The sequence below is a fragment of the Leekyejoonella antrihumi genome (genome assembly GCF_007845645.1).
GTDB lineage: Bacteria > Actinomycetota > Actinomycetes > Actinomycetales > Dermatophilaceae > Leekyejoonella > Leekyejoonella antrihumi.
Genome location: NZ_VCQV01000003.1, coordinates 194246 through 216587 on the forward strand (window position 1 = coordinate 194246; position 22342 = coordinate 216587).

At 67.5% G+C, this 22342-nt stretch carries 22 protein-coding genes; 16 read left to right on the forward strand and 6 right to left on the reverse strand.

Features of this window, described 5'->3' with window-relative positions; all coding sequences use genetic code 11:
- Positions 1 to 56 precede the first annotated feature (56 nt).
- From FGL98_RS03510 to FGL98_RS03520, 3 genes are all read left to right on the forward strand, one after another.
- Positions 57 to 833, forward strand: coding sequence for a TIM barrel protein (locus FGL98_RS03510; protein ID WP_146315379.1), 777 nt, complete (start codon positions 57 to 59; stop codon positions 831 to 833).
- Positions 834 to 1034: 201 nt separating this feature from the next.
- A complete protein-coding gene (locus FGL98_RS03515) occupies positions 1035 to 1904 on the forward strand; it encodes a C2 domain-containing protein (RefSeq protein ID WP_146315268.1) in 870 nt (289 codons plus the stop codon).
- A gap of 202 nt (positions 1905 to 2106) precedes the next feature.
- A complete protein-coding gene (locus FGL98_RS03520; protein ID WP_146315269.1) occupies positions 2107 to 2319 on the forward strand; it encodes a hypothetical protein in 213 nt (70 codons plus the stop codon).
- 589 nt (positions 2320 to 2908) lie between these two features.
- Here the strand turns inward: FGL98_RS03520 and FGL98_RS03525 are convergent.
- The 3 genes from FGL98_RS03525 to FGL98_RS03535 all read right to left on the reverse strand — a co-directional run bounded on the left by FGL98_RS03525 (position 2909) and on the right by FGL98_RS03535 (position 5644).
- On the reverse strand, positions 2909 to 3706 hold the full coding sequence (locus FGL98_RS03525) for a peptidyl-tRNA hydrolase (RefSeq protein WP_186525956.1): 798 nt from the start codon (positions 3704 to 3706) through the stop codon (positions 2909 to 2911).
- A 203-nt stretch (positions 3707 to 3909) separates the two neighbouring features.
- Entirely contained in the window at positions 3910 to 4989 is a 1080-nt protein-coding gene (locus FGL98_RS03530) for an inositol-3-phosphate synthase (protein ID WP_146315270.1), read from the reverse strand.
- Between the two features lie 70 nt (positions 4990 to 5059).
- Positions 5060 to 5644, reverse strand: coding sequence for a PadR family transcriptional regulator (locus FGL98_RS03535; protein ID WP_146315271.1), 585 nt, complete (start codon positions 5642 to 5644; stop codon positions 5060 to 5062).
- Positions 5645 to 5809: 165 nt separating this feature from the next.
- On the opposite strand from FGL98_RS03535, the gene FGL98_RS03540 reads away from it, so the two are divergent.
- From FGL98_RS03540 to rplI, 7 genes are all read left to right on the forward strand, one after another.
- Positions 5810 to 8041 carry a transglycosylase domain-containing protein gene (locus FGL98_RS03540; protein WP_146315272.1) on the forward strand — a complete coding sequence of 744 codons (2232 nt, stop codon included), beginning with the start codon at positions 5810 to 5812 and terminating at the stop codon, positions 8039 to 8041.
- Between the two features lie 97 nt (positions 8042 to 8138).
- On the forward strand, positions 8139 to 8666 hold the full coding sequence (locus FGL98_RS03545; RefSeq protein WP_146315273.1) for a Dps family protein: 528 nt from the start codon (positions 8139 to 8141) through the stop codon (positions 8664 to 8666).
- 45 nt (positions 8667 to 8711) lie between these two features.
- Positions 8712 to 10070: a hypothetical protein gene (locus FGL98_RS03550; RefSeq protein ID WP_146315274.1), complete on the forward strand. Its 1359-nt coding sequence runs from the start codon at positions 8712 to 8714 to the stop codon at positions 10068 to 10070.
- Between the two features lie 202 nt (positions 10071 to 10272).
- Positions 10273 to 10560, forward strand: a complete 288-nt coding sequence (gene rpsF / locus FGL98_RS03555) for a 30S ribosomal protein S6 (protein ID WP_146315275.1) — start codon at positions 10273 to 10275, stop codon at positions 10558 to 10560.
- A 108-nt stretch (positions 10561 to 10668) separates the two neighbouring features.
- Positions 10669 to 11271 carry a single-stranded DNA-binding protein gene (locus FGL98_RS03560; RefSeq protein WP_146315276.1) on the forward strand — a complete coding sequence of 201 codons (603 nt, stop codon included), beginning with the start codon at positions 10669 to 10671 and terminating at the stop codon, positions 11269 to 11271.
- Positions 11272 to 11352: 81 nt separating this feature from the next.
- Entirely contained in the window at positions 11353 to 11589 is a 237-nt protein-coding gene (gene rpsR, locus FGL98_RS03565) for a 30S ribosomal protein S18 (protein WP_146315277.1), read from the forward strand.
- 30 nt (positions 11590 to 11619) lie between these two features.
- Entirely contained in the window at positions 11620 to 12069 is a 450-nt protein-coding gene (gene rplI / locus FGL98_RS03570) for a 50S ribosomal protein L9 (RefSeq protein WP_146315278.1), read from the forward strand.
- Positions 12070 to 12138: 69 nt separating this feature from the next.
- On the opposite strand, the gene FGL98_RS03575 is transcribed toward rplI, so the two are convergent.
- Positions 12139 to 13518 (reverse strand): MATE family efflux transporter, encoded by a 1380-nt coding sequence (locus FGL98_RS03575; RefSeq protein WP_246136352.1) that lies wholly within the window; start codon positions 13516 to 13518, stop codon positions 12139 to 12141.
- A gap of 397 nt (positions 13519 to 13915) precedes the next feature.
- Between FGL98_RS03575 and FGL98_RS26170 the strand changes: the two genes are divergently transcribed.
- The 5 genes from FGL98_RS26170 to FGL98_RS03605 all read left to right on the forward strand — a co-directional run bounded on the left by FGL98_RS26170 (position 13916) and on the right by FGL98_RS03605 (position 20859).
- The gene (locus FGL98_RS26170; protein ID WP_146315280.1) at positions 13916 to 14704 is read left to right on the forward strand and encodes a C40 family peptidase; all 789 of its coding nucleotides are present in this window, start codon (positions 13916 to 13918) and stop codon (positions 14702 to 14704) included.
- 503 nt (positions 14705 to 15207) lie between these two features.
- On the forward strand, positions 15208 to 16209 hold the full coding sequence (locus FGL98_RS03590) for a C40 family peptidase (protein WP_186525957.1): 1002 nt from the start codon (positions 15208 to 15210) through the stop codon (positions 16207 to 16209).
- 449 nt (positions 16210 to 16658) lie between these two features.
- Entirely contained in the window at positions 16659 to 17888 is a 1230-nt protein-coding gene (locus FGL98_RS03595; protein WP_146315283.1) for a peptidoglycan-binding protein, read from the forward strand.
- Positions 17889 to 18396: 508 nt separating this feature from the next.
- The gene (dnaB, locus tag FGL98_RS03600) at positions 18397 to 20208 is read left to right on the forward strand and encodes a replicative DNA helicase (RefSeq protein ID WP_342779942.1); all 1812 of its coding nucleotides are present in this window, start codon (positions 18397 to 18399) and stop codon (positions 20206 to 20208) included.
- A gap of 231 nt (positions 20209 to 20439) precedes the next feature.
- Positions 20440 to 20859, forward strand: coding sequence for an NUDIX hydrolase (locus FGL98_RS03605; protein WP_146315285.1), 420 nt, complete (start codon positions 20440 to 20442; stop codon positions 20857 to 20859).
- Here FGL98_RS03605 and FGL98_RS03610 read toward each other — a convergent pair.
- Together FGL98_RS03610 and FGL98_RS03615 are read right to left on the reverse strand one after the other, a co-directional pair.
- On the reverse strand, positions 20813 to 21157 hold the full coding sequence (locus FGL98_RS03610) for a hypothetical protein (RefSeq protein WP_342779938.1): 345 nt from the start codon (positions 21155 to 21157) through the stop codon (positions 20813 to 20815). The two genes, FGL98_RS03605 and FGL98_RS03610, sit on opposite strands and share 47 nt — an antisense overlap.
- 226 nt (positions 21158 to 21383) lie before the next feature.
- The gene (locus FGL98_RS03615) at positions 21384 to 21659 is read right to left on the reverse strand and encodes a sigma-70 family RNA polymerase sigma factor (RefSeq protein WP_146315287.1); all 276 of its coding nucleotides are present in this window, start codon (positions 21657 to 21659) and stop codon (positions 21384 to 21386) included.
- Between the two features lie 383 nt (positions 21660 to 22042).
- Here FGL98_RS03615 and FGL98_RS03620 point away from each other — a divergent pair, with 383 nt between their 5' ends.
- Complete coding sequence (locus FGL98_RS03620) at positions 22043 to 22342, forward strand: hypothetical protein (protein WP_146315288.1); 300 nt, start codon at positions 22043 to 22045, stop codon at positions 22340 to 22342.

Below are 22342 nucleotides of genomic sequence, written 5' to 3' on the forward strand. Positions count from 1 at the left end.
CATCCCTCCAGAGTGGACTGACCGGAAACCCGTTCACGCTCGCGGTGTGCGCGGAGATGGTTTTCATGGATCTACCGTTCGCGGAACGAGTGCGGCGCATCCATGGTCTTGGGTTCCAGGTGGAGATCTGGGACTGGACCCGGCACGATCTCGACGAGCTCGATGCCCTGCGCCGCGACGGAGTTGTCTACTCGTCCATGACGGGGTACGTCAGCGGTCGGCTCGGTGATCGGGCGGGCGGCGATGAGCTGCTGGAGACGGCTCGGCAATCGGTGCCCGTCGCGCAGCGTCTCGGGATCCCGCGTCTGAACCTGCACGGCACCGGTCTTGGCCCGGACGGGCTGCCCGTGCGACCCGAACCCGTCGCGACCGGGGCGATGTGGCTCACCGCTCAGCGGACGCTCACTCGGATCGCAGACCTCGGCCAGAAGGCCGGCGTCACCTTCGTGCTGGAGAACCTCAACACGAGCGTTGACCACCCCGGCGTGCCCTTCGCCACGGTTGCCGACTGCCTGGCCCTGGTGGACACCGTCGGCAGCCCGCATCTGCGGCTGATGCTGGATCTGTATCACGCGCAGATCGGCGAGGGAAACCTCATCGAGCTCTGCCGTCAGGCGCTGCCGCACATCGGCGAGATCCAGGTCGCCGACGTGCCGGGGCGATGCGAGCCGGGCACGGGTGAGATCAGCTACCCGGCGATCGCCCGGGCGCTCGTGAAGATGGGCTACGCGGGACCGGTGGGTCTGGAGGCGTTTGCGTCGGGGGACAGCGCCGTGGCCCTGGAGCGCTTCCGGGAAGCGTTCAGTCCTGACACGGCGTTGCGCGACTCGTAACACCGCTGAGGTCGATGGCTGACCCCATGGCAACAGGACTCGGCAGGACGGCGGCCGGTATGCGGCGAGGTTTCCGAAGCGGCGCGACTCGACTCCTGTTGGCGTGACAGATGGCACGGGCGGACATTGACCCGGCGAGGTAGCCTGGGATTAGCGGTTCCGCTGGGGGCGGGCCCGCATCGAGAAGCCAGGAGGTGCGTGGTGCCGACGATCCCGACGCTGTTTTCTCTCCCGGCGGCCGTAAGTGGTCCGCTGGGGGGGATCACGCTGTTCGCGCTGGTCATTTCGATGTTCAGCCGGGGGCCGACGAAGCATGTTCGCGCCATCGCGGCGCTGGCCGTCGCCGCGGCACTGGCGCTGACCGGCGCACACTGGATCGCCCAGCCGGTCGCCGCAATCTGCCTGGCCACCTTCTGCGCCTACGCGTGGTCCTCGCCCCGCAAGTCGTGGCGTCCGCTCAGCCGAGCGGTGGTCGGCGTCGTGGCCTTCGCCGCTTTCGGGGCTACCTGGGCGCTGGCAGTCGTCGCGTGGATGTCTGTCGCCGTCTTCTTCACTCGCGGCGGGTCCTGGCGCGGTTGCGGCGCCCGCGGGCGCCGCATGCCGCGGGCCCGTCGCGCCAAGGTCAGTGCGGACGCCGCCGCGCAGACCGTGGAGTCGGTCGCTCGGCCCGTGGCAGATCTGCGCGCCATGGCCCACGACATCCGTGTGCCCAAGGACTGCCGCGCTCAGCTGAGTGACCTGCGAGACCGGTGTCGCGTGACGCGCGCCTACCTGATGGAGCGCGGTCTGAACGAGGGCCGGCACGGATACACCGTGCACGAGATCGAGCACAGCTACGCGCCGGAGGCAGTGCGGGCCTACCTGGCCCTGCCGCCCACGATGGCCAACGTGCAGCCGCTGCAGGACGGTAAGACCGGGCATCAGCTGCTGTCCGAACAGCTGAACCTGCTGCTGGCGGCCGTCGACGACGAGATGGCCGAGGCTACCACCATCGGCGGTGAGGACCTGCTGGCCAGCCACCGATTCCTCAGCGGCAAGTTCGGCAAGAGGTCCAACGACCTCACGCTCTAGCCGGGCCTAGGGACCCGTTCCACGAACAGGAGTCGAGCCGGGCGCCCGGAGTGGGCCGCCGGCATACCGCGGAATGTGGAGTTGAGGGCGGCCATGACTCCTGTTGGTGTGCCGAGCCGGCAAGACTGCGGTGGGTATCCGGCGCCCGAATGGCCTGTGGATAACCTCAGTCGGGGGTGCTGCGCCTGGCAGCGTGGAGGTCATGTCCGACGATCGTCTGGCCTGCATCCTGCGGGAGCGCGGCGGTGTCGTGGTGCGCGGCGACCTGGTCGGTGCCGGTGTGCGGCCCGCGGTGATCCGGCGCGCGCTGGTCGATGGCCGGCGGTCAGGGTGGCTCGAGGTCGCTATGTCCTGCCTGCGGTGTCCGAGCAGCTCAAGGCGGCGGATGGGCATACGGCCGTCCTCAGCCAGTTGAGCGCGGCCGCGGCGTGGGGGTGGTCGCTGCGCGACGAACCGTGCGACCTGCGGGCGCTCGCGGATCGGTTGACCGGCCGGAATGCCGTCGCCGCTCGGCGCGTGCTTCGTGCCGCTGACGGTCGGGCCGCCAACCCCCTCGAGTCGTGCCGTCGGGCGGTCGCGCTCGACGTTGAAGGGTTTCACGTGCAACCACCGCAGGTGATCACCGGGCCGGGGTTCTTCGCGATGGTCGACCGCGCAGACGTGCAGCGCGCAATCGTGCTGGAGGCAGAGGGCTTCGAGTTCCACGGGACGCGCGAGGGACTGCAGCGCGACTGCCGGCGCTACACCGAGCTGGCTTGCGCCCGGCTGGATCGTGCTGCGCTTCACCTATGCGGATGTCATGGGTCGGCCGCACTGGGTGCGCCAGATGATCGAGGCCACGATGCGGCAGCGCCGCCTGCTACCGGCGCCGTAATCCTGCACACCCCGGGTGCCACGAACAGGAGTCGAGGCGGTGAACCGCGGCGCGACGTTCGGCATACCGGGGGCTGGTGGTTCGACCGGGTCGGCGAGTCCTGTCGGTGTGATGAGGCTCGGTGCGGTTGTCAGCCAGACGCGGGGGCCTGCGCAATGACGGTGAGGGTGCCCGGCGCGATCTCGGTGAACCCGGCGTCGCGCACGGCCAGCAGGCGCGCGTCCCGCCAGGCCCTCTGCGGATCGGCGAGCATGCCCGCGAGCTCGCGCCAGGTGGTCGCGTCCGCACGGATGCCGTAGGCGGGGTAACCCGCTCCGGCCCAGCGTGCGAGTGCTCCGGGGTCGGCTTCGGCAAGCAGCGCGGCGCCGATCATCGCCGCATGGCCGGTCTGGGCCATCGACTTGCCGAGGGTCATCGGTGGTTGCGGCGGCAGCCACATCCGCAGGGTCGGCCCGTCCGGCGCGACGGGCCGCCCGTCGTGGGGCGCGTCCGTGCCACCGACCTGCAGCCGGGAGACCCGCTTGTCGAGGTCGACCGCGCGACCGGGCACCAGCGCGCGCACCTGCGTGTCACCGCAGCCCAGCGTGATCCCGGGCAGCTCCTGCACGGCGCCCCAGTGCGCTCCGCGGGCGCGGCGGGTCACCTTGCGAATATGGCCGGTGCAGTATGCCGTGACCGCCTCGTGCCACGCGCCGCCCGCCGCGGAGCGGGGGTCCAGGCACACCGCGACGGCGGCGGAGGCACTGAGTGCAACCGCCGCATGCCAGCTCGGCGTGCTGTCGCGCTCCATCCGCACCACCAGCTGCAGGGCGCGCACGTCCTGCGCGGCCTCCGCCCGGTCGTCGACGACGCCGTGCTCGTCGAGAGCCAGCCAGTCGTCATACCGGTGGCGGAGCGGATCGAGCACCTGCGTGGGGAGCGACGTCACCGCACCATCATCGCCGAGGTGAGGGCGGTGGCCGCCGCGGCCACACGAACAGGACTCGACGTCGGGCGCACATCCGGCGTGCACGGCATACCGGGGAATGCGGTGCCGCTGGACGGGGCGAGTCCTGTCGGTATGCCGAGAGGCCCGGTCCCCTGGGCAGGGAACCGGGCCTCGCTCAACGGTTGTCGAGCGCTGCAGTCAGATCAGCGGGGCTCGTCGCCGGAGATGAAGGCCTCGAGCTTGGCGCGGCCAACCTCGTCGCGACGCTGCTCCGGCGGGGACTTCATCAGGTAGGCCGCCGGGGAGAGCAGCGGGCCGCCGATGCCGCGGTCCTTGGCGATCTTCGCCGCGCGGATGGCGTCGATGATGATGCCGGCGCTGTTGGGGGAGTCCCACACCTCGAGCTTGTACTCCAGGTTCAGCGGCACGTCACCGAAGGCGCGACCCTCGAGGCGGACGTAGGCCCACTTGCGGTCGTCCAGCCACTGCACGTAGTCGGACGGGCCGATGTGCACGTTGCGGGCGCCCAGGTCGTGCTCCAGGTTGGAGGTGACGGCCTGCGTCTTGGAGAGCTTCTTGGACTCCAGGCGATCGCGCTCGAGCATGTTCTTGAAGTCCATGTTGCCGCCGACGTTCAGCTGGAACGTGCGGTCCAGCTGCACTCCGCGGTCCTCGAACAGCTTGGCCATGACGCGGTGCGTGATGGTCGCGCCGACCTGGCTCTTGATGTCGTCGCCGATGATCGGCACGCCGGCGTCCTCGAACTTCTTGGCCCACTCCGGGTCTGAGGCGATGAAGACGGGCAGCGCGTTGACGAACGCGACGTTGGCGTCGATGGCGCACTGGGCGTAGTACTTGTCGGCGATTTCGGAACCCACCGGGAGGTAGGACACTAGGACGTCGGCCTTGGAGTCCTTCAGCGCCTGCACGATGTCGACCGGCTCGGCGTCGGACTCCTCGATGGTCAGGCGGTAGTACTTGCCGAGACCGTCGTTGGTGACACCGCGCTGCACGGTGATGCCGGTCGGCGGCACATCGGCGATCTTGATGGTGTTGTTCTCCGAGGAGTTGATCGCCTCGGACAGGTCGAAGCCGACCTTCTTGGCGTCCACGTCGAACGCGGCGACGAACTCGACGTCGTTCACGTGGTATTCGCCGAACTTGACGTGCATCAGGCCGGGCACCGACGCCTCGGGTGAGGCGTCCTTGTAGTACTCAACACCCTGCACGAGCGAGCTCGCGCAGTTGCCGACGCCGACGATGGCGACGCGCACCGATCCCATGACTGCTCCTTCTGCCCCGGCTCCATCGCGCGTGGCCGGAGCCTCGCGCTGGTGCCGCTGACGTGATTAGTTACTGCGTTTCTGATTGAGTTTTTCTGCTGTATGCCGATCGTTCGGTTTCGATCAGCTCGGAGAGCCAGCGCACTTCGCGCTCGGTCGACTCCAGACCGTGCCGGTGCAGCTCAGCCGTGTAGCTGTCCACCCGCGCACGTCGTTCCTTGCTTGTCTCCCGAGCAGCATCGAGGCGCTCTTCGAGCCGGCTGCGGCGTCCTTCGAGGATGCGCAGCCGCACGTCACTGGTCGCGCGCCCGAAGAACGCGAAGTGGACGTCGAAGTTCTCGTCCTCCCAGGAGGCCGGTCCCGTCTGGGACATCAGCTCCTGGAACTGCTCCTTACCCTCGGCGGTCAACTCGTAGGTGATGCGGGCTCGTTTGCCCGCCACCGGGTTGCTGCCGGTCCCACGAGCCTCGGTGGACTCGCTGATCCACCTGCGCTCGACCAACGAGCGCAGGCAAGGGTAGAGCGACCCGTACGACACGACGCGGAAGGCGCCGAGCACCGTCGACAGCCGCTTGCGCAGCTCATACCCGTGCAGCGGGGCATCATGCAGCAGCCCCAGCACGGCCAGCTCGAGAATGGCGCCACGTCTGGACACGGCATACCCCTCTCGGCTGGACGACGGTTGAATCGCAAGGTGACAAAATGGGACTTTGTCACCATCACTGTAGCGCACGATGTATCGAGTCGATACATCGAGTCTCCCGGTCACGGGTTGGGCACGTCTCAGGTGAGGCGTATGTGATCGGGTTACCCTTCAGCGGTGACATCTGAGAGCAGCGCGCGAACGTCCCGGCGACGGCGCCCCCGCAAAGAGCACAGCCTGTGGTTCAAGGTTGCTGTGCGCACGGTCTTCAGCCTGGTGGGACTGTTCCTGCTCGGTGTCATCGTGCTGGTGGTCATCTACCTGCGCACCGGCATCCCGCAGCCGAACGCCGACGCCCAGAAGCAGTCGTCGATCATCTACTACAGCGACGGGCACACCGAGATCGGCCGCATCGGCCAGGTCGACCGGCAGGACGTGAGGCTGAGCCAGGTGCCCACGACGGTGCAGCATGAGTTTCTCTCGGCAGAGGACCGCACCTTCTACAGCAACAACGGGATCTCGCCGAGCGGCATCATCCGGGCGTTGTGGAACAACCTGCGCGGCAACCCCGAGCAGGGCGGGTCGACGATCACGCAGCAGTACGTGAAGAACTATTTCCTGAGCCAGGACCGCTCGGTGACCCGCAAGCTCAAGGAGGCGATGATCTCCATCAAGGTGGATCACAAGTACTCCAAGGCGCAGATCCTGCAGGACTACCTCAACAACACCTACTTCGGGCGCGGCGCTTACGGGATCCAGGCCGCCTCGAAGGCCTACTTCAACACCGACGTGTCCAAGCTGACGGTGAGCCAGGGAGCGTTCCTGGCCTCGGTGATCAATGCCCCGGGGCTCTATGACCCGCAGTACGGCGCGGCGGCGGCCCAGCGCGCCAACGCCCGCATGGTCTACGTGCTGGACGGCATGGTCAAGGAGGGCTGGCTGAGCCAGGCCGTGCGGAACCAACAGACCTTCCCGACGTTCAGCAAGCCGAAGGCACCCGACTACGGCACCGGGCCGAAGAGCTTCATCATCGAGGACGTCAAGGCGCAGCTCAAGTCGCAGCTGCATCTGACCGATCAGGACATTGCCCGCGGCGGCCTGCGCATCACGACCACCATCAACCAGAAGGACCAGAACGCGGCGGTGAGCGCGGTGAACAAGAACGTGCCGTCCCAGACCGCGCAGATCGAGGCGTTGCACGCCGGGCTGGTCGCCCAGAAGCCGGACGGCGCGATCGTCGCGATGTATGGCGGGAGCGGATCGGCGCAGACGTCCTACAACTCGGCCACCCAGGCGACGATGCAGGCTGGCTCACAGTTCAAGGTCTTCACCTTGACAGCGGCGCTGGAGAAGGGCATTCCGCTGAGCCGGCGCTACAGCGGCGCCAGCCCGCTGGTGATCGGCGGGACGAGCTTCCACAACGACTTGCACGAGCAGTTCGGCGACATCGATCTCGACACGGCCCTGTCGCACTCGGTGAACACGGTCTTTCTGCAGCTGAACCAGGACGTCGGACCCAAGAACACCATGCTCACCGCGCAGAAGATGGGTATTCCGGCGACTGACCCGGGCATGACCAAGTCGGGATCTCCCGACACCGACATCAACAACGTGCTCGGTGTGGCATCGGTGCACGTGGCCGACATGGCCAACGCCTACAGCACCGTCAACAACGGCGGCAAGCGGGCCACGCCATATCTGGTCCAGAAGGTCAGTAGTGTGGAGGGCAGCTACAGCTACCAGGCGCACCCGAAGACCACCCAGGTGGTTGACAAGTCGATCGCCGACGACGTGACCAATGCGATGAGCCACGTGCTCACCGACCCGGGTGCCAGCGCGCACGCGAGCGCCGGCCAGATCAACCGGCCGGCGGCCGGCAAGACCGGCACCACGACCGGGTTCATGTCCGCGTGGTTCACCGGATTCACTCCGGGGCAGCTGACCACCTCGGTCGGCATGTATGCCGGCGCCGGCAAGGCCGCCGGGACCAAGTCCTTGGCCCAGGCGGGTCAGATGTTCTACGGGGGTGAAGTGCCGGCAACGATCTGGCTGGACTTCATGCAGGCGGCGCTGGCGGGCCAGCCGAAGACGCCGCTGCCGCCGCTGAGCGCCGCCAATCGGGCGGCGACCGCCACGCAGGCGCCGGTCACGACCCAGCCATCGACGACGTCCACCCCCCCGCCGGCGACGTCGACCACCTCCAGCCCTTCCTCGAGCAGCTCGTCGAGCTCGTCGTCCAGCACCCCGCCCAGCACGACTCCGCCCACGGCGAGCACTCCGCCCCCGACGAGCACTCCGCCCCCGACGAGCACGCCCGTGCCCACGGCTCCGCGTTCCACGACCCAGCCGCCGGCCAGTCAGGCTCCCGGGGGCGGGCCGAGCCGGTCGACCGCACCGGCCGCTCCCTGACCGCCGAACGGTCACGAGGGTCGGCCAGGCGAGCCTTACTGGAATGATTCAATAAAACAGTGTTTGATGATGTCCGAGGCGAAAGGAAGGACATCCCATGACTGACACACTTTCCCGCACCGAGAGCGCCACGGTGGCCGCTCCGTTCGAGGCATCCCGGCTGCTGGCCGATCAGCTGCAGCAGCTGCACGTGGACCTGATCGACCTGCATCTGCAGGGCAAGCAGGCACATTGGAACGTCGTCGGCAAGAACTTCCGCGACCTGCACCTCCAGCTCGACGAGCTGGTCGACGCGGCCCGTGAGTTCTCCGACACGATCGCCGAGCGGATGCGCGCCATCTACGTGGTTCCGGACGGCCGCGCCGCGACGGTTGCGTCGCACAGCAGCCTGGCGCAGTTCCCGACGGGCGAGGTCGACACCGGCGAGACCGTCGACCTGATCACTGCCGCGGTCTATGCGGCCGTGGGCACGGTGCGCCGGATCCACGATGACGTGGACGAGCAGGACCCGACGACGGCCGACATCCTGCACAGCATTCTCGAGCGGCTGGAGCAGCTCGCCTGGATGATCAGCGCGGAGAACCGGGTGGCGGGTCGCAGCATTCCGCGGCCCATCTCGCACTGACCACATCTCGCCGGGTCGTAGGGTTCGCGACGTATCCTGCGCACCATGACCGATGCACCCCTCAGGATTCGCGTGCCCAGCCAAGGCGATGGAGTCGCCAGGCTGGCCACCGAAGTCATCGGTGGGCCGACCGGGCGATATGCCGCCGTCGGGCGCCGGGGGTGGGCGTATGCCGCGGCGGTCCTGTCCGCGCTCGCCAGTGTCTTCGTGGCCGTCGACGTGCTGCAGAAGAACCACTGCATCCGCTCCGGGTGGGGGACGCCTGGATCCCTGTGGCGCGAGTGCTACTCCGATCTTGCGGTGGGCACCGCCGGGTCGCCCGGCAGTACGCCCTGGTCGCCCGGCGGCGCGGGCGCGACGCAGCCGCCGTTGACCGCGGTCTTGACTTGGGGCCTGCGGCACTTCGTGCCGTCCGGCACCCTGCTGGCGCAGCAGCAGCGCTACTTCGCCATCGGTGCCGTGGTGATCGCGCTGCTGATCGGCGTCACCGTCATCGCGACCGCATCGATCACCAGAAGCACCCCCTGGCTGGCGGCGCACGTCGCGCTCAGCCCAATTCTGCTGACCGCCTCCCTGGTGTCGTTCGACATCTTCGGAGTGGCCCTGGTGACCCTCGGCCTGGCGGCGTGGGCCCGGCGTCGACCCGCGCTGGCCGGCGCCCTTCTCGGCGCCGGCGTGATGGCGCGCAGCTATCCGCTGATCATCATCGCTGCGATCATCCTGGTCGCCGCGCGGGACCACCGGATGCGGCACGTCGGCGCCCTGATCGGCGGCGCGCTGGCCACGATGGCGGTGGTGCTCGGCCTGTCGTATGCCGTGGGCGGCGACCCGCTCGCGCCCTACCGTGTGTGGAACGCCGCCGGCGCGTCGTACGGCTCGCCCTGGCTGATTGCGGAGATCGCCCAGGTGGCCATCCCCGCCCATGCGCTCACCGTGATCGCCATCCTCGGCTGGGTCATCGCGGTGCTGGTCGGCCTCTATCTGGTCAACCGCCCCAATGTGCAGACCCGCCTCGCGCCCCTTGCACTCACGATGCTGGTCATCGTGATGATCACCGGCAAGTCCATGTCGGTGCAGTCCTGCCTGTGGGTGCTGCCGTTTGTGGCCCTGACCGCCCTGCGCTGGCGGGAGCACCTCACGTGGGCCGGCATCGAGGTCGTCTACTTCGCCATGATCTGGATGTATGTCGCTCTGTCCTCGAACCCGGCGAAGGCACTGCCCGCGGCCGGCTATGCCATCTTCTGCGCCATCCGGCTGATCGCCTACATCGGTCTTGCCTGGACCTCCTGGGAGACCGCCGAGGACCTGGAGGACGTGCTGGAGTCGGGCTACCGCGGGCCCTCCGCCGGCGAGGTGCCGGGCCGTGGCGGCGACAGCCAGGACCACCTGGTCATCGCCGATTAGGGATCCGGCGCGCAAGGCGGATAAACTCCCCTGGTTCGCTACGCCCGAGCGGGCCTGTGGAAAACCAGCCACCCTGTCGGAGTCATCCGGCACAGTGGACACATGGTCGGACACGAGACGCACCGGGTCGCGGACAACGCTGCACAACCCTCCTGTCACGGAAAGACCGTGACCGCCGAGACCAAAGGAGGTGGGTTCACGCATGCGTCAGTACGAACTCATGATCATCCTCGACCCCGAGCTCGACGAGCGCACCGTTCAGCCGTCGCTGGACAAGCTGCTCACCGTTGTCACCAAAGACGGTGGCACGCTCGACAACATCGACATCTGGGGCCGGCGCCGCCTGGCCTACGACATTCAGAAGAAGTCGGAAGGCATCTACGCCGTCGTCACCATGACGGCGGAGTCAGCAACGGCCAAGGAGCTCGACCGTCAGCTGGGTCTGAACGAGACCATCCTGCGCACCAAGCTGCTGCGCGTCGACGCCTGATCGACTCCACGCACGCAAGGACTCGGTCCTTCGCGGTAGGCCGTCGGCACTCCCGGGGCCGCGGCAGACACTTGAAGTCCGAGCCGAACAACACGGAGGTAGCATCCCATGGCAGGCGACACCGTCATCACGATCATCGGCAACATCACCCAGGACCCCGAGCTTCGGTTCACGCCGAACGGGGCCGCGGTGGCCAACTTCACGGTGGCTTCGACGCCCCGCATGTATGACCGCAACACCAGCGAGTGGAAGGACGGCGAAACGTTGTTCATGCGCTGCTCGGTGTGGCGGGAGGCTGCGGAGAACGTCGCCGAGTCACTGGTTCGCGGTTCGCGCGTGCTCGTTTCCGGCCGACTGAAGTCTCGTTCGTTCGAGACCAAGGAGGGCGAGAAGCGCACCGTGATGGAGCTCGAGGTCGACGAGGTCGGCCCGTCGCTGCGCTACGCGACCGCGAAGGTCAACAAGACCCAGCGCGGTGGTGGTGGCGGCTTTGGCGGCAGCCAGGGCGGTCAGCAAGGTGGCGGCCAGTTCGGTGGCAACCAGGGTGGCCAGCAGGGCGGGTTCTCACAGGGCCCCGCCCAGGCGGACCCGTGGGCGACCGGCGGTCCCAGCTCTGGCGCACCGCAGAGTGGCCAGCAGGGCGGTCCCGCGGCCGGCGGCGGCCAAGGCGGATGGAGCACCGGCCCGTCCTACGACGAGCCGCCGTTCTAGCCACTCGACACATTTTTCAACACTCATTATTCGCTATCCCGAGTCGCCCGACTCGGGCTCTCATCGAAGGAGAGCACCACGATGGCAAAGCCCGTTGTGCGCAAGCCCAAGAAGAAGGCCAACCCGCTGAAGGCGGCGAAGGTCGAGAAGATCGACTACAAGGACACCACGCTGCTGCGTAAGTTCATCAGCGACCGCGGCAAGATCCGCGCCCGCCGGGTGACCGGTGTGTCCACCCAGGAGCAGCGCCTCATCGCCACGGCCGTCAAGAACGCCCGCGAGATGGCCCTGCTGCCCTACTCCAGCTCAGCACGCTAAACCCCGCAGAGATTCAGTTAAGGAACAATGATGAAGATCATCCTCACCCATGAGGTGTCGGGTCTCGGTATTGCTGGTGACATCGCCGAGGTCAAGGACGGCTACGCCCGCAACTACCTGTTGCCGCGCAGCCTGGCCATGCCTTGGACGAAGGGCGGGCAGAAGCAGGTTGACGCGATCACCAAGGCTCGCGCCACCCGCGCCGTCAAGTCCCTCGAGGACGCCAAGACGCTGAAGGGCAACCTGGAGGCCAGCACGGTCACCGTTCCGGCGCGCGCCGGCAATGCCGGTCGCCTCTACGGTGCCGTCACGACCGCGGAGATCGCCGATGCGGTCAAGGGTGCCGGCGTCGGAAGTGTCGACCGTCGCACGATCCAGGTGACCAACCCGATCCGCACCACTGGTGCGCACGAGGTCACCGTGCGGCTGCACACGGACGTGCAGGCGAACCTCAAGCTGAACGTCGTCCCCGCCACCTAGGGGCACGGCATGCGGCGCGACCTGCCCGGTCGGACCACTGGTTCGGCCGGGCAGGTTTGTCGTGCCCGGCTACTCGACCGATCTGTCCGGTGATCGGTTCGCTCGCCGGGCCCGGGTGGGCAGCGCGCCGGTGATCAGCCAGCGGTCCGTGCGGGCGCGCAGGCCGAGCGCGATCAGCCGGAAGGCCATGAACGCGCCGAAGGACCACCAGAGCACCGAAAGGGCGTGCGAGCTGCCCGCGGCCGACAAGGTGGCGGCGTGTGCGCGCACCAGCAGCAGCATCGGGACATAGCCGATCAGCACCGCGGTCTGCAGCACGGCGAGCGCCCGCCCGTCGCCGGCGCCGATCAGGACGCCGTCGAGCACGAAGACGACCCCACAGATCGGCTGGATCAGGGCGACGACCAGCAGGGCCGAGGCCAGGGCCGCGCGCACGTGCGTGTCGTCGGTGAAGAGCACCGGCAGCAGGGTATGCAGTGCGAGGACCATCGCGGTCAGCACGATCCCCATCCCCAGGCCCCACCACAGCATCTTGCGGGTGGCGCTACGGGTGGCGGCGACATCGCCGGCGCCGAGGGTCTTGCCGGTGATCGCCTGAGCCGCGATCGCCAGCGCGTCCAGCGCGAAGGCCAGGAACCCGAACAGCGTCATCGCGACCTGGTGGGCCGCCAGTGAGACGTCGCCGAGGTCCGCGGCCACCCAGGTGGTCAGCAGCATTGCCGCGCGCAGGGCCAGGGTGCGCACCAGCAGCGGCATGCCGTGCATCGCCGAGCGCAGCACGCCTGCGGGATGCGGTCGCATCCGCGCCTTCAGCCGGGCGGCCCGGCGCATGACCACGACCATCAGCCCCACGGCATACCCGCTCTGCGCGATGACGGTGCCGATCGCGGACCCGGCGATGCCCAGGCCGGCCGGGTAGACGAGCAGGTAGTTGAGCACCAGGTTGACCGTGAACGCGCTGACCGCGCCGACCAAGGGCGTGCGGGTGTCCTGGAACCCCCGCAGCACGCCGGTGGTGGCGAGCACGACGAGCATGCCGGGGATGCCGAACGCGCTGATCCGCAGGTAGGTGGTGGCCTCGTCGACGGCGTCCGGGGTGGCTCCGAACAGTCCGCAGATCGGCTGCGCCGCGATTGCCACGCCGACCGTGGTGACGGCGCCGAGCGCGAGCGAGAGCCACACGCCGTCCATGCCGGAGCTGACGGCCGCTCCGCGATGCCCGGCACCGAGCTGGCGGGCGACCAGCGACGTCGTGCCATAGGCGAGGAAGACGAACATGTTGGTCGCCGTGAGCAGTGCGCTGCTGGCGACGCCGAGACCGGCCAGGGGCGCGGTGCCGAGGTGTCCGACGATGGCGGAGTCGGCGAGCAGGAAAAGTGGCTCGGCGACCAGAGCCAGGAAGGCCGGCACGGCCAGGCGAAGAATTTCGCGCGCGGGGGTCTCGGTCACGAGGTCAACCGTAGGGGGAACCGCCAAAACACCCAGCATCTGAGACGACTGCGTCTCAATGTATGATCAATTCTGGATGCCGATGACACCACTTGAGTGGGGTGTACCCGACCCGGAAGATCCCTGTCATAGCGCGGAATGATCACGAACAGGTCACGGTCGACGACCCGAGTCCGTCGGAATTCCTCTGTGAGAAATCCAACGACGCGGACATGCACTTTTGGCATACGGCTTTGGTATCGGGCCCGAATCCGCCATAGTCGATGACCGTGCCGCTGATTCGGGGGATGACCGCGGCACCGACCACCGCCAGCCGGCCGTGACTCAATGTCGAGTCGCCCACGTCGGGGTTGAGACATATCCACATGCCAACGAAACCGTTAAAGGACGCGCCGACATGGGTTCCTACACCCCCCGTCACCTGAAGCACCAGCCGAACCTCGGATCGAAGGTCGGCCGCCGCGGGCTTGCCGTCGCCGCCGGCGCAGCGATGGTCGTGCCGACCGCAGCAGTCATGGACTCGGCTTCTGCCGCACCGGCCGTTGCTCCCGCCGCCGTCCACGCGAGCGCGGTGCAGGCCGTCGCACCGGCGGTCACCTTCACGACGCACGTGACCGTCCTGCACTACGGCTCGCGAGGCTCCTTGGTCAAGATCGTCCAGCAGCGCATCGGCCACCTGGCCGTTGACGGCAGCTTCGGTCCGGGCACCCTCGCCGCGGTCAAGCGCTTCCAGCGCTCGCACCACCTCGGCGTCGACGGCTACGTCGGCCCGCAGACGTGGTACGCGCTCGGTGGCTACCCGGGCGGCCGACACACCGCCCCGACGCCGCCCTCGCGTGGCGGCAGCGGTCACTCGAGCTCCGCCGCAGTGAACGTCGCCAAGCGATACATCGGCACCCCGTACGTCTACGGTGGCGAGTCGCCGCGGGGCTTCGACTGCTCCGGCTTCGTGCAGTACGTCTACCGTCAGATCGGCCACAGCCTGCCGCGCACCGCGTCCGCCCAGCAGCGCGCCACCTACCGGGTGAGCAGCCCGCGCCCGGGCGACCTGGTGTTCTTCGGCTACCCGGCCTACCACGTGGGCATCTACGTCGGGGGCGGCAAGATGATCTCCGCCCGCAAGCCCGGCACCGTCATCGGCATCGGCGGGATGTACGGGTCGCACTCCTTCAACCGCGTCCGCTGACGCACTGAGCGTCGCCGGCTGACCGGCAGACCTGCACACCTGGCCCCTTCGACCACTGGTCGAAGGGGCCCGTTGCGTCACGACAACCCCCATGAGAGTCTCAACATTTGAGATTTCTAGGGGGATTGTTTTTGTTCGGCGTGTCGTACGAAAATAATGAGTTACACGGATGTTATAAGCATTCGGGTAAATCGGGTGTATGCCGCGGAATTCCGGCGGTCAGGCCGGGTCGGGTGCGGTGGAGTCCCGCTCAGTCACATCAGCCACTTGTCAAGCATAAGCACGGCGAGTCGCGATTTCCTCTCTTTTCACAACGGTCACAAAACGGCATAGTTCTGCCCGTCGCCTCTCGGGATCCAGTCGGGCGACCGCTGGGCGCTGCCGCGCGCGCAGACCCATGTTGCCGATTGCCTGAACAAGACCGAGAGGGTCGTATGCGCACCATCACACCTCCACGACATCTGAAACACCGCCCCGGGCTGTCTGCGAAGGTGACGCCTATCGTGACCTCCCGCAGGACGATGGCGCTCTCCGGGACGGCCATCGGGATTCCGGCCACGATCGGAGCGGCCGTCGCCGCGGCGCCGGCTCACGCTGCCGGTGTCAGTGGCGCGTCTGCGGTAGCCCCGACGACGGCCGGGGTGCAGGCCGCAGTGTCGGCCGTGCGCGCCGCGACCTCCACCCAGGTGGTGGTGCTGCGCTACGGGTCGACGGGCGCCCTGGTCAAGGTCGCCCAGCAGCGATTGGGCGGCCTTGCCGTCGATGGCAACTTCGGCCCGGCGACCCTGGCGAAGGTCAAGTCCTTCCAGGGGGCCCACGGGCTGGCAGTCGACGGGGTCGTCGGCCCGATCACCTGGTCCGCGCTGGGCGGCTTCCCGAGCAGCCCGAGCCCGAGCCCGCCGCCGACCAGCAATCCACCGACGCCGAATCCCGGTTGCACTGTCACGGTGGTGCGCTACGGCGCGAACAACGCCCTCGTCAAGGTGGTGCAGCAGCGCCTGGGCATCAGCCAGGACGGCAACTTCGGGCCGGGCACCCTGTCCGCCGTGAAGGCCTACCAGGGGTCCCACGGGCTGGCGGTCGACGGGATCGTCGGTCCGGCCACCTGGTCCGCGCTGGGCGGCTTCCCGTGCGGCACGTCGGGGACACCGACCCCGCCGCCCACGGGGAACCTGAGTCAGGTGGTGAGCATCGCCGAGCAGTACCTCGGAGTGCCGTACGTCTGGGGTGGCGAGAGCCCCTCCGGTTTCGACTGCTCCGGCCTGACCCAGTACGTCTACGCCAAGGCGGGCCTGAGCATCCCCCGGACCGCCAGCGCGCAGCAGAGCTACCTGTCGCGCACCAGCAACCCTGTTCCGGGCGACCTGGTGTTCTTCGGCAGCCCGGCGTACCACGTGGGTATCTATCTCGGGAACAACCAGATGATCGCCGCGCCGCATCCGGGCGCCGTCGTGCGGATCCAGGCGATCTACGACACCCCGAGCGGCTACGGCCATCTGGGCTGATCCACACCGCATACGCCGACTGAGCGCGACTGGGGAAGGTTTCGCACAGCATGGCGCAGGCGCGGCAACGCCGGGCTCGCACCCTCGTCGAGGGTGCGAGCCCGGCGTTTTGGGTAGGCCGGTGTCAGGGTCCGCCGACCACGCCTTTTGTCTCACGTAATGAGACTTTCGGAAAAATCTTGTATTCCGTGTGTCGGAGTGCTCCGGATCGGTCAACGGGTGCTATATGCCCGAGATTCCGCGGGTTTCGCAAAACGGACACAAATCCCACCAACAACACACGTCACATAAGTCACAAATGAAGCTTTTAACCCCTGAATTCGCAGGTTTCCCAAGGGCCCCAACTGGTGCATAGTCCATCACGAGCCGTGTGTCGGGGGACACTTCTCAACTGCCCGTGGGGCCGGTGCTGTGCCGGTCGCTGAGCCACTTCAGGAGGACTCTCCGACATGTCGCAGGCACCTCGTCATCTCAAGAAGCGTCCTGGACTGACCTCGACCGTCGTCCCGGTGATCACGTCTCGACGTGCCCTGGTCGCCACCGGGGCAGTCGCGACGATTCCGGCCGCGGGTGGACTCCTGGCCTCCACCCCGGCCTTCGCCGCCGGCGTGCAGCAGCCGGCGGGCGCGGCGATGGGGTCGCAGGCGAGCGTCGTCAAGGCGGCCAGTCGCGTCACGGCGAGGACCGATGTCCAGGTGCTGCGGTATGGCGCGAGCGGCGCCCTGGTGCGGACGTTGCAGCAGCGTCTGGGTGGGCTGTCGGTCGACGGCAGCTTCGGTCCGGGCACGCTGGCGAAGGTGAAGGCGTTCCAGAGGTCGCACAAGCTGTCGGTGGACGGCGTTGTCGGGCCGGCGACCTGGGCGGCGCTGGGCGGCTATCCGAGCGGCACGAGCCCGACGCCGCCGACCAGCCCGAAGGCTCCACCGAGCTGCACAGTCAGTGTGCTGCGGTACGGCGCGAGCGGCGCCCTGGTGCGGACGTTGCAGCAGCGTCTGGGTGGGCTGTCGGTCGACGGCAGCTTCGGTCCGGGCACGCTGGCGAGCGTGAAGGCGTTCCAGAGGTCGCACAAGCTGTCGGTCGACGGCATCGTGGGACCGGCGACCTGGTCATCCCTGGGTGGCTACCCGTGCGGCACCACGAGCCCGACGCCGCCGCCCAGCCCGACCCCTCCGCCCAGCCCGACCCCTCCGCCCAGCCCGACGCCGCCGCCCAGCACGGGGCCCGGCGACCCGAGCGCGGCCTACCGGCTGCCCTTCCCCGGGGGCGACACCTTCAAGATCACCCAGGGTCCGCACGGGACCTACTCGCACAACACCCCCTACAACGACACGGCGGTCGATGTCGGTATGCCGATCGGGACGCCGGTGCTCGCGGCCCGGGCCGGGACGGTCTACGCGACCGGGTATACCGGCACCGGCGGAGGAAATTACGTGCTGCTCAAGGACGCCTCGGGGATGTGCCAGGTGTACTTCCACCTGAGTGGCTACCAGGTGGCACCCGGGCAGCGGGTTGCGCAGGGTCAGCGGGTTGCCTCGTCGGGCGACTCCGGCGACTCGACCGGGCCACACCTGCACTTCGACCTGCTGAACTGCTCGACCTGGAAGAGCGTCGAGACCATGCCCACCGTCGAACGGGGCACGTCCTATCCGACCGGCACCTGGATCACCAGCCAGAACTAAGCTCGAGCCGCACCTGGGCGGCTCGCCCCGACCCGGTGGTCGGCACTGGATCCGTGTCCTCGGTCCGGTGCTGACCACCGGGTCCGTTGCGCTCCGGGCGCCCTGGTTTGGCGGCTTGGACGCTGTGCCCAAAGTGACCGCTGTGACAGGGGCGAGGCCCTGCGAGACGGGGGCCCTGTGGGTAAGTCTGCCGCGCAGACACGCCAAAACTTTTTGTTGTCCACAGGCGGTGGATGACATAGCTGCAGGTCAAGCGGCATGTTTTGAGTTCCGGCTGGCGGAATCCACAGGCGCCCACACAGGGTGTGCACACGCCTGTGGGCGTGTGTGCACACGTTGTCCACAAGTCGTGCACACCACGGGTCGGAGCGCGTTTGTGGAGGCCCGCCCCGGGGGCCTAACGTGCCTAGGGGGTCTGGCTCAGCGGCCACGACATCTCGCCCGTCCGATTGTCGGTGGCGGGTGGAATGGTCTTCATCAAACGTCTCGTAGGAGGTGCCGGTTGTCGATCGCTGAGCTGGAAGGGGCCTACGGCCCGTCGCAGTCCGGTGGATCATCCCATGGGCTGCTACCGCCGCAGGATGTTGACGCGGAGCGCTCGGTGCTGGGCGGCATGCTGCTGAGCAAGGACGCGATCGCCGATGCGGCCGAGGCCGTGGACGGGTCCGACTTCTACCGGCCGGCGCACGAGCAGATCTACGAAGCGGTTATCGAGCTGTATGGCCGCGGCGAACCGGCCGACGCGATCACCGTCGCCGACGAGCTGACCAAGCGCGGCGAGCTGCAGCGGGTCGGCGGCCAGGCCTACCTCCATGAGCTGATCCAGTCGGTGCCGACCGCGGCCAACGCGGGCTACTACGCCTCGATCGTCGCCGAGCGCGCGGTGCTGCGGCGGCTGGTCCAGGCGGGCACTCGCATCACCCAGATGGGGTATGCCGAGGGTGCCGGGGACGTGGTCGACATCATCAACGCGGCGCAGGCCGAGGTCTTCGGAGTCACCGCCGGCAAGGAGTCCGAGGACTACGTCCGCATCGGCGACGTGATCGAGGCGACCGCCGACGAGATCGACGCGGCCAGTGGCACTGCCGGGCAGATGACCGGCGTGCCCACCGGGTTCACCGATCTCGACGCGCTGACCAATGGTTTGCACGGCGGGCAGATGATCGTGCTGGCGGCGAGACCGGCCGTGGGCAAGGCCCTCGCACTGGATACTCCGCTGCCGACCCCGGCGGGCTGGACCACGATGGGTCAGGTCCGGGTCGGGGACGAGCTGATCGGTGCCGACGGACGACCGACCAGGGTCGTCGCCGCGACGCCGGTGATGACCGGCCGACCGTGCTACGAGGTGGAGTTCTCGGATGGCACGGTGATTGTGGCCGATGAGCAGCACCAGTGGCTGGTGTCGTTTGACGGCGATGATGCCCAGGTCGTCGTGACATCGGACCTGGCCGATGGAGTCTCGAGCGGGCGCACGCTCACGGTGAGCCGAGACAGCGCGGTTCGCGGGTCGGAGCCGGCCGACTGGAAGGTGACGGATGTGCGAGCGGTGCCCTCGGTGCCGGTGCGGTGTGTTGAGGTCGACAATGACTCTCACCTCTACCTCGCGAGCCGCTCCATGGTTCCGACCCACAATTCGACGCTGGGACTGGATATCGCGCGGGCGGCGTCGATCAAGAACAACATGAGCTCGGTGGTCTTCAGCCTCGAGATGAGCAAAACCGAGATCACCATGCGACTGCTGTCGGCGGAGGCGGGCATCCAACTGCAGCACATGCGCAAGGGCACGATGCGCGATGACGACTGGACCAAGCTCGCCGCGACGATGGGTCGGATCGCGGATGCACCGCTGTTCATTGATGACTCGCCGAACATGTCGCTGATGGAGATCCGCTCCAAGTGTCGGCGGCTGAAGGAGCGCAACAACCTGAAGTTGGTGGTCATCGACTACCTGCAGCTGATGAGCAGCGGCAAGCGCGTCGAATCGCGCCAGCAGGAGGTGTCGGAGTTTTCCCGTGCGCTGAAGCTGCTGGCCAAAGAGATCGAGGTGCCGGTGATCGCGATCTCGCAGCTGAACCGTGGTCCCGAGCAGCGCACGGACAAGCGTCCGCAGATGAGTGACCTTCGCGAATCGGGATCAATCGAACAGGATGCGGACATGGTAATCCTGCTGCACCGCGAGGACTCCTATGACAAGGATTCTGAGCGCGCGGGTGAGGCCGACCTGATTGTGGCCAAGCACCGTAACGGTCCGACCGACACGATCACGGTCGCATTCCAGGGCCACTACAGCCGATTCACCAACATGGCCCAGAACTTCTAACAACTTGTCGAGATGCAGTGAAGATTAACCAACTGCCCCTTGTAGTTGATCATTAGCAAGGACTATTGAAATCGAGCACGGCGCTTCACAGCGTCATGTTGCCGAGCTTCTACGCCAGCCCGCGGTGAGGTGGCGGCCGTTGATGGTCCGACTATCGGTGAGCCAACTGTCCCGTACACCGATCCGTGATCGGGACATCCCGATGTCGGTGGCCGCTGCTCCAATACACCTATGGATGACCCTGCTGTCGCCGACGTTGTGTTGGGCGCGCTAGTTGATGATGGTCGAGTTCTTCTCGTGCATCGGAGTCCTCACAAGCGAGCCCATCCAAACGTGTGGGATCTGCCCGGTGGCTGCGTTGAGGCTGGCGAGTCAGAACTCGATGCGTTGGCGCGGGAACTGCGCGAGGAACTCGGCGTTTACATCGCGACGGACGCGGTGTACCAGCTATACCGGCTGACCGCAGGACCGCCTGAGGAGCCCGCGCTCGTGAGCGCCTGGATGGTCCGCAAGTGGGAGGGAGCTCCGCTGAACAACGCGCCGGACGAGCATGTAGACATCGGCTGGTTCGGGCTAAGCAAACTGCCGTCTCCTGCCCACTCGCTTATGCGTGCCGCCTTCGTGAACGCACTGCGGGGGTTCGGCGCTTGACCGCCAATTTCGCCCCGCCAACAGCAACGCCACGGCATCCCGGCAGGTGGAGAGCGGTGCAGACGCGGTGCAGCACGGTTTCGATGAGCGGTAGGAGCCGCGCCGTCGTAGTTGATTGGGTGCCGAGCACGTGCCCGGCAGCGGCGGCCGGAAGGTTCGCCCGGTCCTTGATCGCGGCGAAGTCGAGGTGGGTGTCGGGAGCGAACAGATGGACGACGTAGTGGTGCGGCCCGTCGCCGGGCAGCGGGCGCGGGCCTTGGTACCCCATGTCCCCGCGGTGGTTCGGCAGGAATGCCACACCGGGCGTGCCGAGGTTCAGCGCTCCCTGGGGCGCACCACCGCTGCGCCGGCGCGAACTGGGCGATCGGGTGCAGGCCGGGGATCGTCGTCGGCACGTCGAGGTCCTCGACGATCAGCAGAAGATCGGTCGTGGCCTCCGGCAGATCGCCAGCCCTGACCAGCTCGGACGGGCTTCCCTGACCTGTCTGCCGCCGCTTGGCAATCCATAGTGAGCATCGATCGTCCTACGAGACGTGCTCTTGTCGGGAGAATCGCTGGCGGGCCGCCTGACGGGAGACTCCCAGCGCGACAGCGATGTGGTTCCATGACCGCCCGTGCGCTCGGGCCACCTCGACGGCCTCCCGAAGCCTCGCTTCGTCGGCTCGTGTCGCCTCCGCGACGACCGCAACCATCCGGAGGTCTTCGGTGTTCTCGATTTTCGCCGTGGCCGGATCGAGTTCGCCGGCGAGCTTGTCGAAGCGCTCTGCTGCGTGCTCGATCTCCTCGTTCGTGTGTCGCACCTTGATCACATCCTCATCCGAGGAACCGGTAGAACTTGGGCCGAAGCGCCATCGCATGGATGGCGACCGGATCTGCTCCGTCGAAGTCCAGCACCCCGACTTCCAGCAACGCGCCGTCCGACGCCGGACCGATGAATAAAGTCAGGCCTCACTCATCTCGTGTCGCCGCACCATGTTGCGAACTGCGTGTTCGATGTCGCCGTCGGGGATCCCGTGACGCCGCGCCGGCCCACCGATCCTCACATAGACAACATACCTTGTCTGACTCGTAGAAACCAGCAACGCCGGACCGTCCCAACAACCATCGGCTACCGGCACCAGCAGCGGCAGGTCGGCGAACTTGAGCCCGCGCCGCCGGCCTGGATTCGGGTCATCATGACGAGATGGTTCTGGCGATCATCCTGAGCACGGTTGTTGCCGTGATGTGGACTACCGGGACCGCCCTGGCGCTGAACGTACGGCGCGGGCAGTGCTTCGGTGGCCGAGGGGCACGTTTGCCGACTTCCACGAGGATGTTGTGGGTTTGCGCGCCGAACCTGCTGGCCTTTGCGGCGAACGCCTACTACGGCCAACCTCGTGAACCGGCCCATCTGCCCTCCGCGGTTTTGATCATACTTGCGTTGCTGTCAGCGACCATTCTGACGATCCTGATCCATAACGGCCGTGCCAGCCAGCCCCAGTAG